Origin of the sequence: Shewanella inventionis (genome assembly GCF_014641855.1) — a bacterium.
Classification (GTDB): domain Bacteria; phylum Pseudomonadota; class Gammaproteobacteria; order Enterobacterales; family Shewanellaceae; genus Shewanella; species Shewanella inventionis.
This window is the reverse complement of record NZ_BMII01000012.1, coordinates 100,402-117,988: the sequence shown is the minus strand read 5'-3', so window position 1 is coordinate 117,988 and position 17,587 is coordinate 100,402. Positions and strand designations below refer to the sequence as shown.

16 protein-coding genes are annotated in these 17,587 nt (G+C 44.2%); 12 read left to right on the top strand and 4 right to left on the bottom strand.

The window, feature by feature from the left end:
• Window positions 1–8 precede the first annotated feature (8 nt).
• Window positions 9–1,490, bottom strand: coding sequence for a DEAD/DEAH box helicase (locus IEW93_RS08705; protein WP_188738939.1), 1,482 nt, complete (start codon window positions 1,488–1,490; stop codon window positions 9–11).
• Window positions 1,491–1,794: 304 nt separating this feature from the next.
• Between IEW93_RS08705 and IEW93_RS08700 the strand changes: the two genes are divergently transcribed.
• From IEW93_RS08700 to nqrF, 9 genes are all read left to right on the top strand, one after another.
• Window positions 1,795–2,868, top strand: coding sequence for a DUF3626 domain-containing protein (locus tag IEW93_RS08700; protein WP_188738938.1), 1,074 nt, complete (start codon window positions 1,795–1,797; stop codon window positions 2,866–2,868).
• 167 nt (window positions 2,869–3,035) lie between these two features.
• Window positions 3,036–4,811 carry a heme ABC transporter permease/ATP-binding protein CydD gene (gene cydD / locus IEW93_RS08695; protein WP_188738937.1) on the top strand — a complete coding sequence of 592 codons (1,776 nt, stop codon included), beginning with the start codon at window positions 3,036–3,038 and terminating at the stop codon, window positions 4,809–4,811.
• A gap of 44 nt (window positions 4,812–4,855) precedes the next feature.
• The gene (cydC, locus tag IEW93_RS08690; protein ID WP_188738959.1) at window positions 4,856–6,556 is read left to right on the top strand and encodes a heme ABC transporter ATP-binding protein/permease CydC; all 1,701 of its coding nucleotides are present in this window, start codon (window positions 4,856–4,858) and stop codon (window positions 6,554–6,556) included.
• 268 nt (window positions 6,557–6,824) lie between these two features.
• Window positions 6,825–8,204, top strand: coding sequence for a Na(+)-translocating NADH-quinone reductase subunit A (locus tag IEW93_RS08685; RefSeq protein WP_188738936.1), 1,380 nt, complete (start codon window positions 6,825–6,827; stop codon window positions 8,202–8,204).
• Window positions 8,204–9,415: an NADH:ubiquinone reductase (Na(+)-transporting) subunit B gene (locus IEW93_RS08680; RefSeq protein WP_188738935.1), complete on the top strand. Its 1,212-nt coding sequence runs from the start codon at window positions 8,204–8,206 to the stop codon at window positions 9,413–9,415. The genes IEW93_RS08685 and IEW93_RS08680 overlap by 1 nt, the downstream gene beginning before the upstream one ends.
• Entirely contained in the window at window positions 9,405–10,172 is a 768-nt protein-coding gene (locus IEW93_RS08675; protein WP_188738934.1) for a Na(+)-translocating NADH-quinone reductase subunit C, read from the top strand. Before IEW93_RS08680 ends, IEW93_RS08675 begins: the two co-directional genes overlap by 11 nt.
• A complete protein-coding gene (locus tag IEW93_RS08670) occupies window positions 10,173–10,793 on the top strand; it encodes an NADH:ubiquinone reductase (Na(+)-transporting) subunit D (RefSeq protein WP_188738933.1) in 621 nt (206 codons plus the stop codon). It begins immediately after the preceding gene.
• 9 nt (window positions 10,794–10,802) lie between these two features.
• Window positions 10,803–11,411 carry an NADH:ubiquinone reductase (Na(+)-transporting) subunit E gene (gene nqrE / locus IEW93_RS08665; protein WP_188738932.1) on the top strand — a complete coding sequence of 203 codons (609 nt, stop codon included), beginning with the start codon at window positions 10,803–10,805 and terminating at the stop codon, window positions 11,409–11,411.
• A gap of 24 nt (window positions 11,412–11,435) precedes the next feature.
• Window positions 11,436–12,653 (top strand): NADH:ubiquinone reductase (Na(+)-transporting) subunit F, encoded by a 1,218-nt coding sequence (gene nqrF, locus IEW93_RS08660; RefSeq protein ID WP_188738931.1) that lies wholly within the window; start codon window positions 11,436–11,438, stop codon window positions 12,651–12,653.
• 74 nt (window positions 12,654–12,727) lie between these two features.
• Here the strand turns inward: nqrF and IEW93_RS08655 are convergent, their stop codons facing one another.
• Window positions 12,728–12,907, bottom strand: a complete 180-nt coding sequence (locus IEW93_RS08655; protein ID WP_188738930.1) for a helix-turn-helix domain-containing protein — start codon at window positions 12,905–12,907, stop codon at window positions 12,728–12,730.
• Between the two features lie 88 nt (window positions 12,908–12,995).
• Window positions 12,996–13,676: a Rossmann-fold NAD(P)-binding domain-containing protein gene (locus tag IEW93_RS08650; protein WP_188738929.1), complete on the bottom strand. Its 681-nt coding sequence runs from the start codon at window positions 13,674–13,676 to the stop codon at window positions 12,996–12,998.
• Between the two features lie 155 nt (window positions 13,677–13,831).
• On the opposite strand from IEW93_RS08650, the gene IEW93_RS08645 reads away from it, so the two are divergent.
• A complete protein-coding gene (locus IEW93_RS08645) occupies window positions 13,832–14,500 on the top strand; it encodes a nitroreductase family protein (protein WP_188738928.1) in 669 nt (222 codons plus the stop codon).
• A 189-nt stretch (window positions 14,501–14,689) separates the two neighbouring features.
• Window positions 14,690–15,076, top strand: coding sequence for a hypothetical protein (locus tag IEW93_RS08640; RefSeq protein ID WP_188738927.1), 387 nt, complete (start codon window positions 14,690–14,692; stop codon window positions 15,074–15,076).
• Between the two features lie 48 nt (window positions 15,077–15,124).
• Here the strand turns inward: IEW93_RS08640 and IEW93_RS08635 are convergent, their stop codons facing one another.
• On the bottom strand, window positions 15,125–16,051 hold the full coding sequence (locus tag IEW93_RS08635) for an LpxL/LpxP family Kdo(2)-lipid IV(A) lauroyl/palmitoleoyl acyltransferase (protein ID WP_188738926.1): 927 nt from the start codon (window positions 16,049–16,051) through the stop codon (window positions 15,125–15,127).
• 105 nt (window positions 16,052–16,156) lie between these two features.
• Here IEW93_RS08635 and hldE point away from each other — a divergent pair, with 105 nt between their 5' ends.
• Window positions 16,157–17,587: a bifunctional D-glycero-beta-D-manno-heptose-7-phosphate kinase/D-glycero-beta-D-manno-heptose 1-phosphate adenylyltransferase HldE gene (gene hldE / locus IEW93_RS08630; protein ID WP_188738925.1), complete on the top strand. Its 1,431-nt coding sequence runs from the start codon at window positions 16,157–16,159 to the stop codon at window positions 17,585–17,587.

Sequence of the window (17,587 nt, the reverse complement as noted above, 5' to 3'; positions counted from 1 at the left end):
CTTAAAGCTTAGCTTTTTACTTTGGCATTAGCGTAAGGGTTAACGCCACCTTTTGATGCAGGTGTGCCACTATTTGCTGAACCGCCTGTGCCGCTGCGACGCGGTGGACGGTTACGCTGTGGTGGTTTATTACCATTAGCAATTGCTTCAGCTCTGTTACCGGCAGCTTTTGGCTTATTAGCGCCTTGCGGCTGGCCATCTTTGCTTCGTGCTTGTTGGCGCGAGTCATATTGGCGTGCTGGCTTATCACCTTGTGCAGTATTGGCTTGTTGAGCATGCTTGCTGCGATTTGGGTTTGGCTTTTTCACGCTGTTGGCTTTATGACCACCTGAGCGACTGCCAGCTTCAGGGATAGTGAACGGTGCTTCAAATCCTGGCAGTTGTTTACGCTCAATGGTCCGTTTAATTAACCGCTCGATATCATGCAATAACTTAACTTCTTCAAGACCGACTAACGACACCGCTTGACCTGTTGCACCAGCACGACCTGTACGGCCAATACGGTGCACATAATCTTCTGGTACGTTTGGCAGGTCAAAGTTAACCACAAAAGGCAGTTGGTCAATGTCGATACCGCGCGCGGCGATGTCTGTTGCCACCATAACTTGCACAGTGCCAGCTTTAAAGTCTGCTAAAGCTTTTGTTCGCGCTGTTTGGCTTTTATTACCATGAATTGCAGCAGCTTTAATATTGGCTGCATCTAAACTCTTGGCTAAGCGGTTGGCGCCATGTTTAGTGCGTGAAAACACCAACACTTGCTTCCAATCATTGGTGTTAATCAACTCGATTAGTGCCATTGATTTACGAGTTTTGTCTAATGGGTATACACACTGAGTAACGGTATTCGCTGTCGCGTTACGAGGTGTCACTGAAATTTCGACAGGGTTGTTTACTAAGCCTTTGGCGAGTTCGCGGATTTCATCAGAAAACGTTGCCGAAAACATTAAGTTTTGGCGCTGCGCAGGTAATAAGGCTAATACTTTTTTAATGTCGCGAATAAAGCCCATGTCTAGCATGCGGTCTGCTTCGTCTAACACTAAAATCTCTAATTTATTGAAGCTAATTGCTTTTTGTTGGCAAAGATCGAGCAGTCGACCAGGGGTTGCCACTAAAATATCTACGCCATTACGCAGTGCGGCAAGTTGCGGGATAATCGACACGCCACCAAACACCACTGCTGATTTTAGCGGCAAGTTAACACCATAGGTGGCAACGCTTTCTTGTACTTGTGCGGCTAACTCACGCGTTGGGGTCAATACTAATGCACGCACTTGGCCGCGTTGAGCACGGCTGCCTTTGGACAATAATTCTAGAATTGGCAGAGTAAAGCCTGCGGTTTTTCCCGTACCGGTTTGTGCTGCAGCCATCACATCTTGGCCTGCTAATACGGCTGGAATGGCTTGTGCTTGGATTGCAGAGGGGGTGTCATAACCTTGTTTTTCAACTGCTTTTAAAATAGCAGCATTCAGACCAAGTGAGGCAAAACTCATAGAAAAATCTCTTTGGGCAACACATTGTTGCTTTGAATAAAAGGTAGCCAGAAACGGCGGCCGTGAAGCTTACCTGAAAACGGCTGTAAGTGCTATTAAACTATTATATTTACTGCGAGTGTTTGGCTTATCTGTGTGTTGAGATATTGTGCTGCGGTGCTCACAATATAGTGAATTATAATGAAATAGTGTTAATCTTGACGCGTTGAACCGTGCTAAAGCTCAACTTATTACATACAATAAAATGGCAAGCTCTATTCAGCGGCTTAGCTGATGTTATCAAACGTTAAGGTATGACCAACTGATGAAATTAACGGCGCTATCACATATTGAGAAATCGGCCTATGAGCAGCGAGATCATGCTCATGCCGTGATCAAAAATGTGTTGCTAATGTCGAATATTTCAACCTTAGAGTTGCAAATGGCCATGCGTCAGCTGTCTAGCCATAGTCGGGTGGCACTGCATTTTCATCCTGACCGTATTGATAATCGTGGTTTGTGTGTCATTGATGGTCTTTTACGTGACGGTGTGTATAAAAGCCAATTTGAAACCCATGTGTCTAATGGGCATTTATCACCGGAGCTAGGTGGCTCACGCGACCATTGGGAAAATCAATTATTTGGTCATAGTTATTCTGGCATTAAGCATCGACCTAAATACGGCGCGCTTGATTTTGGGTTGTGTCCGTTAGGCCCAGCGCCCCGTTTTGGTAGTTGTTATTTCATTACTCACCCGCAAATTCTATCGCGTTGTACATTTAGTTACATGGACTCTTATCGACTGCCAAAAGAAAAGGGCACCATAAAATGTTTTGATGCCATTTTAGCCGCCTTGCTCAGTGAAAGTTTTGAGCGCCAATATGCATTAGGTTGTGCAGGCCTTAAACCGAGTAAATTAATTGCTCATTTTAGTCAGCATTTGGTTGATGCAACGGCAAGCCGTTTTAATTATCCGCCTAGTGGCAATTTAGACCATTATATTGAAGCCCAGATCCACGGTGATGTGTCATTAGATAAAGATATTGCCGTGTTGGTGGCTGACCCGTCGTTTAATGGCAGCAAAATTGGTGCATCATTGGTGGCATTGTGCGACGAGTATGACATTGAGTTGCACTGGCACAATGGCAGACAAATGCACATTAATAAGGTGCCAGATGATTTTAGAGGTGCAATTATGCCGACCTTGGCAAAAAGCATTGCAGAAGATGACATCATTAATGCCGATATTATTGGTCGGGCGGCATATCAATTGCAAAAACAACCCACATCTTGGAGCGAGCGCGGCGCCCACACCAAAAAGCTGCAAGATTTAAAACTGCTATGGCATGTGTTGGTTAAGTATGGTCACACTCCCTCCAATGAGCCATATTTGTTGTAGTTTCAGCTTGATTTAAGCACGATTACCTATAACTGATATCCATTACTGATAGTTTATTAGCAAAATGTGAAACAGTTAACATTTACATTGTTTAAGGTGTTATCTCACCCTCTGTGCTGCGATACTGCACTGCCAATTTAGGGTGTTGACTATCACTGCGGAGCATTATGGATAAGTCGTTAGAAAAATCATTAACTCAGTGGCTAAAAAGCCAACAGTTTTCTTGTGGTATCTTCCTTAAATTATCGATTTTATGTGGTTTTCTTAATGGCATTGCTATTGTTGGCCAGGCTTATTGTATTGCGCGCATTTTGCAACAGGTGATTATGCAAAATATGCCATTGCAAGCATCGAGCAGCGAGTTTGTTGGTCTCGTTTTATTATTGCTTGTGCGTGCAGCATTGGCGCAAGTGCGTGAGCGAGTCAGTTTTGAGGCGGGTAAGCGTTTACGCAGTGATATTCGTCAAGCTGTGCTGAATAAATTGGTTGAGTTAGGGCCTGTGTTCATTAAAGGTAAGCCGTCAGGCGCCTGGGCGAGTTTGGTGTTTGAGCAGGTTGAAGACTTACACGATTATTACGCCAAATATGTGCCGCAAATGATGCTAGCCGGTTTTATCCCCTTGCTGATTTTAGTGTGTGTATTTCCGCTCAATTGGGCTGCTGGGATTATTTTATTAGCCACAGCGCCGTTAATTCCAATGTTTATGATTTTGGTCGGTATGGGGGCAGCAGATGCGAGCCGTAAAAACGTGACCGCATTAGCGCGATTAAGTGGCCATTTTATGGACCGCTTAAAAGGCCTACAAACCGTTAAACTATTTCATCGTGGTGCCGCTGAGCTTAGCAATATTGAAACCGCATCTGAAGATTTTCGTAGCCGTACTATGTCGGTGCTGCGCTTAGCGTTTTTAAGTTCTGCGGTATTAGAGTTTTTTGCCGCTGTGTCTATTGCTGTGCTTGCGGTGTATTTTGGCTTTAGTTATTTAGATCATTTAGATTTTGGCCATTACGGCGTCGGCATTAGTTTATTTACCGGCATGTTTGTACTTATTTTAGCGCCAGAGTTTTTTCAGCCGCTGCGCGATTTAGGCACCCATTATCATGCTAAAGCCCAGGCTGTTGGTGCTGCAGAAACCTTAGTAGAGCTTCTCAATTTTCATGTTGAACGTCATGACACCGCAGATAGTTGCCAAGCTAAAACCTTGTTTTCGGCAGACTCTATTAGCATTGACGCGATTGATCTTGAGGTATTTAGTGTTGACGGACAGCGTTTAATTGGGCCGATTTCATTTACACTGCCTGCCGGTCAACATTGGGCGATTGTTGGCCCAAGTGGCGCAGGTAAAACCAGTTTACTCAATGCTTTGTTAGGTTTTTTACCCTACAAAGGCCAATTAATGGTGAATCAACAACCCCTCTCGAATCTTCAATTGGCTGATTGGCGACGCCATTTAGCTTGGCTTGGCCAGGACCCGCAGTTGTTTTATGGCACGGTGCGCGACAATGTTGCACTGGCAAACCCACTCTTAACCGATTCGCAAATTATGACGCTACTTGAGAAGGCTAATATTAGCGACTTTGTCACTCAACACGCTCAAGGCCTCGACCTGATGATAAGCGATCAAAGTGCGGGGGTATCTGTTGGCCAGGCGCAGCGTTTTGCCTTAGCTCGTGCTTTAGCCCAACCGGCAAAGTTATTTTTGTTAGATGAACCGACTGCCAGTTTAGATGCTCAAAGTGAGCAGAGTGTGTTGGCGTCTCTTCAAGCTGCCATGCAAGGAGCAAGTGGATTAACCGTGACCCATCGGTTAGATGATTTAAATACAATGGACAAGGTGTTGGTGATGGATAAAGGCCTTATTGTTCAGCAAGGTCATCTGAGTGAGTTACAACATCAAGATGGCTTGTTAGCGCAAATGATTAATCAGCAGCAGGAGGTGTAATCATGACTCAAGTTACTGAATCGACATCGTCACCAAACACCTCATTGCGGGTATTAGCCCCCTTTTTTGCGCTGTTTCGTCGCCAATGGTTAATGATGTTGGTTGGCTTAATCTTAACCTTTACCACCTTGTTAACCGGTATTGGATTGTTGTCATTATCGGGCTGGTTTTTATCGGCAACGGCTGTGGCGGGCTTAACGGTTGCAACCGCGCAAGTCTTTAACTTTTTTACTCCTGCCGGCGGAGTACGATTTTTTTCTATAGCGCGCACAGCAAGTCGCTATGGGGAGCGTTTAGCCACCCACGAAGCCACATTTAAATTGCTAACTCAGTTACGTATTTGGGCGTGGCAAAAGCTGTTGCCGCTTAGTGCTGCTAATCTTCAAGGCTTACGAAGAGGCGACCTGCTTAATAGATTAATTGCTGACATCGACACCCTAGATCATTTGTATTTACGCTTGCTGACACCTTTGGTGGCGTCATTATTGATGATTGCTGGGTTGTTTGTTTTTTTAGCCTGGTTTGACCTTAGCCTCGCCATGATGTTATGCAGTGTTTTACTGCTGGCCTGGTGCGTATTGCCAGTGGTGTTTTATGTACTAGGTAAAGCACCCGGCCGGGCATTAGTTGATGCGAAACAACAATATAGAGTAATGCTGCTGGATGTTATTCAGGGGCAAGCCGAGTTAAGTTTGTTTGCGGCAAACACGCGTTATTTGACCAAACTTGAACAGGCGCAAGCTCGGTTATTTAGCCAGCAAACGGCCATGGCCAATATTACTGGTTTAAGCCAAGCTATGCTAATTTTAGTTAATGGTACTGCGGTTGTGTTGATGTTGTATTTAGCCAGTCAAAGTGTAGGTGATGCAACACCACCTGGGCCGTTAATGGCATTAATGGTATTTGCAACGATGGCAAGTCTCGAGATGATGATGCCAATAGCGGGCGCGTTTCAACATTTATCCAGTACCTTGTTAGCCGCACAGCGTGTAACTCATATTGTTGAGCAAACGCCCGCAGTCAGCTTTAATTCGCACAGCCAGCTTAAAGCCAAATCAGGCGCGTTGACGCTACAAGATGTGCATTTTGCTTATCAGCCCACTGCGCCGATTTTACAAGGCGTGAACTTGACTTTAGAGGCTGGTGACAAGGTAGCAATATTGGGCTCAACTGGTTGTGGTAAGTCGAGCTTGTTTGGGCTTATTACGCGTGAATGGGTAGCACAGCAAGGTGAGATTACTCTCGATGGCCAACCGCTAGCCCAGTACAATGAAGCCGAACTTAGAGCGTCGATGACAGTAGTCAGCCAGCGTATTTATCTGTTTGCTGGCACCCTGCGGGAAAACTTAGCACTGGCTTTACCTTATCAACAAGGTGAACCGAAAAAAGCCCATGATGAGCGTTTAATTTCAGTTTTGCAGCAAGTGGGACTTGAGGCATTGTTGCAAGGCGACAAACCGCTGGATATGTGGATTGGTGAAGGCGGCCGACAGTTATCGGGTGGTGAGCAGCGCCGTATTGGCGTGGCTAGAGCGTTACTGCGTGATGCGCCTTTATTGCTACTTGACGAGCCTACCGAAGGGCTCGATAAGCGCACCGAACGCGAGATACTTTCGCTGCTTTTGAGTTTTGCTGAAAATAAAACCTTATTGATGATTAGTCACCGCACAACGGCATTAGATAAAATGGATGCTGTTTATCGGTTAGAACAAGGCGCGTTACAGCGCTTTTGTGTTGATTGTTAATCCCTCCTAAAACCCGTCTAAACATAGGTTTATGCTTACTTGCTGTATTAGTAGGTAAGCATAAATACTCAGAAATGTAACAACCTTTTTGATACAAAAATTACATCAAGCGATTCTGCTTTTGGCGATTGATTGATCAGCTTCACAAATTTGCCATTAGGTTGTGTTTCAAAATTACAGTCTGCGCTGGGACTGTGATCTTTGTTCATATATTAGCAGTTACAAACATATACCATAAGCTATCGAAATTTTTTAAATGGTGAATGACATGGCTGGTGCTGCAAACCCAGTGATAACCATTAAGCGGGGGCTTGATGTCCCGGTTGCTGGTGAACCACTACAGCAAATAGATGGCGCGTCAATAAAGACCTCTCAGGTGGCATTAATTGGCGAAGAATATGTTGGCTTAAAACCAACCATGATGGTTGAGGTTGGTGATCGAGTCAGTAAGGGACAAACCTTATTTGAAGATAAAAAAACACCCGGAGTGCGATTTACCGCGCCTGCAAGTGGCGTAGTTTCTGCCATTAATCGTGGTGAGCGCCGTGTGTTGCAGTCGGTCGTGATTGACTGTGATGCTGAGCAAGCTTGTGCAAGCATCATACAGCCACAGGCACTAGTAAGCTTGAGCCTTGAAAGCGTTAAGCAAGGGTTAGTTGAAAGTGGTTTATGGACAGCGTTTAGAACCCGTCCGTTTTCTCGAGTACCTCAGCTTGATGCAACTCCAGCCGGTCTATTTGTGACTGCCGTGGATACCAATCCATTAGCCGCTGATCCAAGAGTTGTTATTGCCACGCAACCGCAAGCATTTCATGCCGGGTTATATGTGTTAAGCCTATTAACTCCCGGTAAAGTGTATTTGTGCCAGGATGACGGTGAGTCACTCGTTGAGCAGAGCGAAGATTACGATTTAACTTCTGTTAGCATTCATCGCTTTAACGGTGTTCACCCAGCAGGCTTAGTGGGTACTCATATCCACCATTTATTACCCGCAAGTATTGAGCGTCAGGTATGGCACTTGGGTTATCAAGACGTGATAGCCGTTGGCAAACTGTTTTTAACTGGTGAGCTGTACACCGACCGCATTGTTGCACTTGGCGGCCCCAATGTATTAAAGCCTCGGTTAGTGCGCACTCAGCTGGGTGCTAAGTTAAGTGAGTGGGTAAGCGACGAAATTGATCAAAGGCACTCACGAATTGTGTCTGGATCATTACTGTCTGGCCACACGGCTACTGGCGTTTATGATTACCTTGGTCGATTTCACAACCAGGTGAGTGTGTTAACTGAAAATGATCGTCAAGAGGTGTTGCCTTGGGTGCGCCATGACAGTAATAAATTTTCGCTCACTGGCATCATGATGTCTGGCTTTAGTCGCACTAAAAAACTCTTTGATTTTACCACTCATGCTGGTGGCTCACCTCGCGCCATGATGGCGTTTGGCCAGCTAGACCATGTGATGCCTTTGGATATTTTACCCATCTTACTTGTACGTGATTTAGTGGTACGTGATACCGACGAAGCGCAACTACTCGGTGCATTAGAGCTAGATGAAGAAGATTTAGCCTTATGTACGTTTGTTTGCCCAGGAAAGTATGACTTTGGTAAAGAACTTCGTGCTTGCCTAGATATTATCGAGAGGGAAGGTTAATGAGTCAGCAACAAAAAAAGCCCAGTCAAGATAGCTATTATGCTCATGGCGACTCGATGCGTAACTACTTACGTTCATTATGGATAGCTAATGGCCGCAGCACTAAAGGTCGTGTGCATATTCGTGATGCAATTGATGTTAAGCGCACTATGCATATTGTGGGTATGTGCTTATTCCCTGCCATGTTATTTGGAATGTACAACTTGGGCTTGCAGGCTCAGGTGGCCATTATGGCTGGTGCTACGCAACCTGATGCATGGCAACTGGCTATTTATAACTTACTGTTTGGCCCATTAACTGAGAGCTCAGGCTTAATCAGTTTATTTGCCTATGGCGCCAGTTTTTATGTGCCTTTTTACCTTACCGCATTGGTGGTGAGTTTAGTGTGGGAGGTGGTATTTGCCAGGGTTCGTCGTCAAGAGCTGCATGAGGGCTTCTTTGTTACCGCATTATTGTTCTCGCTCATTTTACCGATTTCAACTCCGTTATGGATTGTGGCACTGGGCCTGAGTTTTGGTGTGGTAGTTGCTAAAGAGATGTTTGGTGGCATGGGGTATAACTTTTTAAACCCTGCGCTTGCCGGTTATGCATTTATTTATTTCGCTTACCCAACAGAGGTCGTGGCGTTAAGTCAATTTGTGGCAGTTGATGGTTATTCTGGCGCAACCACTTTAACTCTTACGGTGGCTAAAAAGCTCAGTTTTGTCGATGCAAGCTGGTTTAGTGTATTTAGCGACAGCACTTGGTGGGATGCATTTTTAGGTTTTACCCCAGGCGCAGTTGGCGAAACCAGCACGTTAGCCATTTTAATTGGTGGCGGTATTTTATTGCTGACTCGTGTGGCTGATTGGCGTGTTGTGGCTGGCGTGATGATTGGGATGATCTTAACCGTGGTGTTGTTTAACTACTTTGGTTCAAGCAGAAACCCAATGTCAGCAATGCCTTGGACTTGGCACCTAGTGACAGGTGGTTTCGCCTTGGGGATGATGTTTATGGCGACCGATCCGGTTACTGCATCTTATACCCGCACGGCCAAGTTTGCTTATGGTTTTATGATTGGTTTAATGACCATAGTGATCCGTTTGCTCAATGCAAAAATGCCAGAAGGCATCATGTTAGCCATTTTGTTTACCAATTTATGGGCGCCATTGTTCGACTATTTAGTTGCTCAAGCCAATATCAAACGGAGACTAAAACGTCATGGCAATTAAAAAAGATACCGTTACCGGAACAATGATTTTTATCATCGTTTTAAGCTTAATTTGCTCGTTTATGATCACAGGTACGGCTGAGATATTAAAAGAACGCAAGTTGGCTAAAAAACGTGATGAAGTGAAGCAGTTTGTATTAAAAGCCGCGGGTATTGATATTAGCCAAGGTGATTTTAGCGATCTGTTTGAGCAGCGTGTTCAGCCTAAAATGGTCAATTTAGCCAGTGGTCAAGTGACCGAAAAAACCAACTTGCTCGACTATGATGAGCGCATGGCGGCCATTAACCCTGAAACGTCAACCAAACCTAAAAAGGACATTGCCAAAATTAAAACCATGGCAACTGATATCCGTATTTTTGAGGTTTACGACACCAATGGCCAGTTATCTAGCATAGTAATGCCGATTTACGGTAAAGGTTTATGGTCGATTATTTATGGTTATATGGCGATAAAACCTGATCTTAACACCATTGAAAACATCGTGTTTTATGAGCATGGGGAAACCCCTGGCATTGCAGATTTTGTTACCGATCCACAATGGTTGGCGTTATGGCAGGGGAAAAAGCTGTTTGATGCAAAAGGCAAAATGGCCATTAAAGTGATTAAGGGCGGCGCTAAAGAAGGTGATGTTCATGGCATCGATGGTGTCAGTGGTGCAACCCGAACAGGTGTTGGGATTCAACGTTTAGTTGAGTTTTGGTTTGGCGTTGAAGGTTATCAAACCTATCTACATGCAATTGCCGCGGAGGGTAAGTAAATGAGTAATAACACTTCAACTCGCGAGATCTTAACATCGCCGATATTTGAGCATAACCCAGTAGCCATGCAGGTGCTTGGGGTGTGTTCTGCGTTAGCGGTAAGTAACTCAATGCAAACCGCGTTGGTAATGACCCTAGCCGTGACTTTTGTACTGGTATTTTCAAACTTAATTATTTCCAGTATTCGCCACTTTATTCCTAACAGTGTGCGTATTATTGCGCAAATGACCGTGATTGCTTCATTGGTGATTATCGTTGATATGGTGCTGCAAGATGTCGCATATGAACTATCAAAACAGCTGTCGGTGTTTGTGAGTTTAATTATTACCAACTGCATCATCATGGGACGAGCTGAAGCTTTTGCCATGAAATATCCACCGCATTTAGCCTTGGTGGATGCATTAGGTAATGCAATGGGATACGGCTTAATTTTGTTAGGTGTTGCATTTGTGCGTGAGTTATTTGGCCGTGGCAGTTTGTTTGGTCATGAGATATTAACCACCATCGAAAACGGTGGTTGGTACCTTGCAAATGAAATGTTCACGTTACCGCCTAGCGCATTCTTTTTAATTGGCGTGATGATTTGGGCCATTAAAGTCGTTCAGCGTAAGCGCAGTTAAGGAGGCATCATGGAACACTATATTAATTTATTTATCCAGGCTGCATTTATCGACAACATGGCCCTGTCATTTTTCTTGGGTATGTGTACGTTTCTTGCGGTATCGAAAAAGGTGTCTACCGCCTTTGGTTTAGGTATTGCCGTGATTGTGGTGATGATGTTGGCTGTGCCATTAAATCAAATCATTTACGTCAATATTCTTGCGCCAGGCGCTTTAGCTTGGGCAGGCTTTGCTGAACTGAATTTAAGCTACTTGCAGCTGATTACCTTTATTGGGGTTATTGCCGCATTAGTGCAAATTTTAGAAATGTTTTTAGACCGTTACATTCCGACTTTGTATCAGTCATTGGGGATATTTTTACCACTATTAACCGTTAACTGCGCCATTTTTGCCGGAGTCATTTTTATGGCTAACCGCGACTACAACTTAACGGAATCTGTGGTATTTGCTTCAGGTTCGGCTGTGGGTTGGGCGATGGCGATTGTATTACTTGCTGGTTTACGTGAGCGGATGAAGTTTCATGCCATTCCTGATGGGTTACAAGGTATTGGTATTACCTTTATCACCACCGGATTAATGGCACTTGGGTTTATGTCTTTTGCTGGCATCACGTTATAACGCATTGATAAGAAGGGCTATGTAATGGAAATGGCAATAGGTATAGGCATGTTTACCATTGTGGTATGCATCCTAGTAATGGTGATTTTACTCGCCAAGCGTAAGTTAGTCAGTACTGAAGATGTCACTATTAGTATTAACGGTGATGCTGAAAAAACAGTTAGAACGCCAGCGGGCGACAAGTTACTTGGCGCGTTAGCTGGGCAACAAATCTTTATTCCTTCGGCTTGTGGTGGTGGCGGCACGTGTGGCCAATGTCGCGTTAAAGTTAAATCGGGCGGCGGTGATATTTTGGCCACCGAACTTGACCACATTACCAAGAAAGAAGCCAAAGAGGGCTGTCGTTTAGCGTGTCAGGTTGCCGTGCGTACTGACATGGAGCTTGAAGTTGACGAAGAAATCTTTGGGGTTAAAAAATGGCAATGTGAGGTTATTTCAAATGATAACCAGGCAACCTTTATTAAAGAATTGCTATTAAAAATCCCAGATGGCGAAGAAGTGCTATTTAAAGCCGGTGGGTATATTCAAATCGAAGCACCTGCCCATGAAGTGCGTTATGCCGATTTTGATATTCCAGAGGAATATCGTGGAGACTGGGTTAAATACGGTTTGTTCGACTTAGTGTCTAAGGTTGATGAAGACGTATTACGTGCTTACTCAATGGCAAACTACCCAGATGAAAAGGGCCGCATTATGCTTAACGTGCGGATTGCTACTCCGCCAAAAGAGGGCTTGCCACCAGGTAAAATGTCGTCGTACATTTTTAATTTAAAAGCAGGTGATAAGGTGACTATTTCAGGGCCATTTGGTGAGTTCTTTGTTAAAGAGACCGACGCAGAAATGGTGTTTGTTGGCGGTGGTGCGGGTATGGCGCCAATGCGCTCGCACATTTTTAACCAATTAAAAAGTGTTAAAACTAAGCGTAAAATGAGCTTTTGGTATGGCGCTCGCTCAACTCGTGAAGTGTTTTATCAACAAGATTTTGATCAGCTGGCTGCTGAAAACGATAACTTTGTATGGCATGTCGCACTGTCTGATCCGCTGCCTGAAGATAACTGGACGGGTTATACTGGTTTTATTCATAATGTGTTGTATGAGAACTACTTAAAACAGCATAAAGCGCCAGAGGATTGCGAGTTTTATATGTGCGGCCCGCCAATCATGAACGCCTCTGTTATCGCCATGCTGGAAAGCCTAGGTGTTGAGTCTGAAAACATTTTACTCGATGACTTTGGTGATTAACCTACGCCACAAATAACAATCCCCAACGTGATAAGCGTTGGGGATTTTTATGGCGCTGCCATTCAATGGCTGGGTTAGCCCAGGCGTTCTGAAAAAGCTAAATAGCGCATTACTTCATCTTTATTGAAGCTTAGCTCCTGGCCATTTTGCTCGCTCGACAACAGATTTTCGCGGGCATAGCGTTTAATGGTTGTAGGACTTTTATCGAGTATTTTACACACTTCATCTAATGTTAAATAATCATTGTCACTCATGCTTTTCTCCATCTAAACAACTGTTTTGGTTGGTTTCATAGCGTTTGATTTATTGTAAACTTAATGGTTAACAGTATAGAACAGATTGTTAAAAACGCTGGTTGTGCATCATTAAATTCGTGACAGTTTGTGTCTTAGGCGCAACTTGAGGGCTGAGCGCAGCCTGATACATTGACTGTGCAACGGTTTGTGCGTTAATTGGTTTATATTGTTGTAATGGCCCAACAAACATCCATGATAAAGCGCTAAATAAAGTTTGGCCTATGCCTTCAAGTAAGCGATTGTGATGGCGTTCACCGAGTAATAAACTTGGCTGAAATATAGTTAATACAGGTATGTTTAAGCCGATGAGCGCGTGTTCTACTTCACCTTTGACTCTATTATAAAACACGCTTGATTTAGCATTCGCGCCCTGTGCCGTCACCACTAAAAACTTAAGCTTGGGGTTAGCCTGTTGTTGGCACAATTTTGCAAAAGCAATCACGGCCAATTTATCAACTTGAATGAATGCTTCTTCGCTACCCGCTTGTTTTATGGTTGTGCCTAAACAACAAAAAGCGTGATCAACAGTATCTGTAAGGGTTAGCTCATGTATTTCGTCGATTTGGCAGGCAATAAATTGGACTTTTTCAGCGCCAAATTGATGATCAACTAGCGCAGGCGTTGACCGCCCCAACACGATGACTTTGCTGTAATGCTCACTTTCTATTAATTGGCTCAGTAATGCGTTACCTACTAAGCCCGTTGCTCCCATTATTGCTGCAATCATATAGTCCTTTATTACTGTTGAACAAAAAATGAATCTATACAAAGACTCTAATCTGTCGGTGATAGGGTTTCAATAAGAATATTTTTATAGCATTTTTGGGAGTGTTTGTTAGCTTATGGCAATGATTTCAATCGGCTCATTTTTAAGGACTTGTTATGACTGCACATTTGCCGCTAACCGATTTTATAGAATATCCTCAAGATGAAATGCTTAAACGCGCGCAAGATAATTACTTGCAAGTCAAACGACGCCATTCGATAAGATCATTTTCTGATCGCGCCGTACCCCAGGCCATTATTGAGCAATGCATTTTGGCCGCGGGCACCGCACCTAATGGCGCAAATCATCAACCCTGGCATTTTGTGGCTATTAATAGCCCTGAGATAAAAGCGCAAATTCGTCAGCAAGCAGAGGCGTTAGAGCAGGCTTTTTATGCAGGTCGGGCTGGTGAAGAATGGCTCGATGCGTTAAAACCATTGGGTACAGACGCTAATAAGCCATATTTAGAGCATGCGCCTTGGCTAATTGCGGTGTTTAGCAAAAAACGTAGCGAGGAAGAGGGTGAACAAAAAACCAATTACTATGTGCATGAGTCTGTCGGCATTGCGACCGGTTTTTTAATTCAGGCCTTGCATCATGCAGGGTTAGGTACGTTAACTCACACCCCCAAACCCATGAGCTTTTTGAGTAAAGTGTGTGGCCGCGACAACGATAATGAGCGACCTTATATGTTAATTATTGCGGGTTATCCTGCTGAGGACGCAACCATCCCGCAGCATGCCGTGGATAAAAAATCCCTCGCTGAGATTTGCGACTTTATCTAAGTTTAATCATGATATTTGGCTGTACTTTTTTTAATCTTGTTAAAGCGTATTGGGGTTTGCTAAAGTAAGATATTATCTATAATGCCAATTCCACTAATTATCTGATTGGTCACATAATTAATGGAAATGGTATAAGCATTAGTTCTAGACTTTTTTCGTGTATAAATAAGCGTATTAAATGGAGTTAATATGAATGTAACAAGCTCGCTGTTGATAGTTGCATTAGGTGGCATGGTGTCAATGCTCGCTGAAGCGGACAATCAACAGGCTCAATCTACTCAGGGCGATCTAGTCGAGTTGTCGATAACACTTAATGACCATTCTATTGGCTTAAGTTGCTTACCTAAAACCCAAGCGGCCAGTATCAATGCTGATTGGGTGGTTGAATGTAATCGATTAGCCTATGAATACCTATTGGAAAAATCAGCTGAAGGTATGGCGTTTCAACGTCAAGTGAATGAAAAACCTTTTGGCATGGCAGCCGACTTTATTGCCACTAATTTGATGCAAAACCCGACCAGTTTTAAGGCGGCGCATATTTCTCAAGAGTTTGAGTTTATACCTAAAAAAACCTAAAACATTGTTGAAGGCTGAATAAAAAAGCGCCGTTATGGCGCTTTTTTATTATTTGTATAACGACGGTGAACCTTTAATTGGCCTGGTTTTAAAGCGACGATGCAGCCACATATATTGGTTTCTGTTGCGGTTAATTAATTGCTCAACAATTTGATTGCCGCGAATGGCATCATCGGTTTCGTTGTCGCCGGGAAAGTTGTCCAGTGCGGGCATAATTTCGAGATTATAACCTGTGTCATCGGCGTTTCGTTCAACAAAGAAAGGTAACACATTGGCTTTACCTAGTCTTGCTAGTGAGGTAGCACCGGTAATGGTTGCCGCATCTGGTACAGCAAAAAACGGGATAAATACCGCGCTTGAGCGGCCAAAGTCTTGATCGGCGGTATACCAAATAACATCAGGTGCGCGTAAGCTGCGGATCATTTGGCGTACATCACGCTTAGGCACTAAGCCTTTATTAGAACGCAAACGGCCTTTAACCTGTAAATATTCCATCACTGGGTTGTTATGGGGGCGATAAACGCCAATCCCGGGAGCAAATTGGCCAAAGATACGCGCGCCCATTTCAAGTGGTAAGCAATGCACGGCAAATAAAATCACCCCTTTGCCGTTGTCTAAACTATTGCTGACATGCTCTGTGCCTTTAATGGTCATGTGCTGCTGAATACGCTCGTTTGACCACCACCAGGCATTAATGGTGTCAAAAAGTGCCTTGCCGGTTTCTTCAAAGGTGTTATTAAGAAGCTGCTGTTTGTCTGTTTCGCTCATGTCCGGAAAGCATAAATCAATATTACGACGAGCTGTGTGTACACGACCTTTTGCGAATTTTTTAACTAAACGGCCAATGCCTGTGCCCATTTTCATTTGCCAACGCAACGGCAGTAACAAAGTAGAGCGCATTAGTAATACGCCAAACCACATCGGCCAATGTTTAGGATGATATAAATCAGAAGAAAATTCGGCTTTTTCTACCACGGGTCACTCGTCTTGTTCTCAAAAATTATTTGTTATTCTAACTCATTATTCTGATGAAAATTAGGTACAATTGCGGTTAAATTTTTGCAACACAGTGAATACATAATGAAGGTTTCTCTGCCAGCGTTTGAAAACGCGCGTATTTTAGTGATTGGCGACGTCATGCTGGATCGCTATTGGGTTGGCCCAACTGGGCGCATTTCACCTGAGGCGCCTGTGCCTGTTGTTAAAATTAACCAAATTGAAGATAGACCCGGTGGCGCTGCGAACGTGGCGTTAAATATTGCAGCATTGGGCGGGCATGTTCATTTAGCTGGCCTTGTGGGCCAAGACGAAACCGCAGACGCACTGACCCAAGGGGTTAAAGTGTTTGGTGTTGAGCCGCAATGGTTAAGTGTTGCCGATAAGCCAACGATTACAAAATTGCGTGTGTTGTCGCGTAACCAGCAATTAATTCGGTTAGATTTTGAAGAGCCGTTTGATAAAGCCAGCAGTCAGGCATTGTTTGACCAAAGTGAAGCGATTTTAGATAACGTTGATGTATTAGTGCTATCTGATTACGCCAAAGGCGCGATTAACGAACCCAAAGATTTTATCGCTAAAGCCCGTGCAAAAGGCGTAACGGTATTGGTCGACCCTAAAGGCCATGATTTTACCCGCTACCATGGTGCATCATTAATTACTCCAAATATGAGCGAGTTTGAAGCTGTAGTCGGCAGTGTGACAAGTGAAAGCGATCTGATTGAAAAGGCGCAAGCATTAATTAAACAACACGACTTTAAGGCCATTTTAGTCACTCGTTCAGAAAAGGGCATGACGTTAGTGTCTAAAGACCAGCCTGAGTTGCATATTCCTACCGTTGCCCGTGAGGTGTATGACGTAACCGGCGCAGGTGATACGGTGATTTCTGCTTTAGCCACATCGATTGCCGCAGGAGCTACCTTAGCCCAGGCATGTGCGATAGCCAATACTGCTGCCGGTGTGGTTGTGGGTAAACTCGGTACGTCGACCGTTAGCCGTATTGAGCTTATTCAGGCGTTGGCGCTAAACCATGGCGAGTCTGGATTTGGCGTGATGACTGAAGATCAGCTCGCGTATGCAATGGAACAAGCGCGTTTGCGTGGCGAACGGATTGTGATGACTAACGGGTGTTTTGATATTTTACATGCAGGCCATGTGAGTTATTTACAACAAGCTAAAGCGTTAGGCGATCGCTTAATTGTGGCGGTAAATAGCGATGATTCAGTCACGCGCTTAAAAGGGCCTGGTCGCCCGGTTAACCCAGTTGATCGCCGTATGGCCGTGTTAGCTGGCTTGGCATCTGTTGATTGGGTTGTGCCTTTTGCTGAAGATACCCCACAACGCGTGATTGCCCGTTTATTACCGGATGCTTTAGTCAAAGGTGGCGATTATAAAGTGGAAGATATTGCTGGTGGTGCAGAGGTCATTGCTGCTGGCGGTAAAGTGGAAGTGCTTGGTTTTGAAGAGGGTGTATCGACCACGGCGATTATTCAAAACATCATGTCTAAAAAGTAG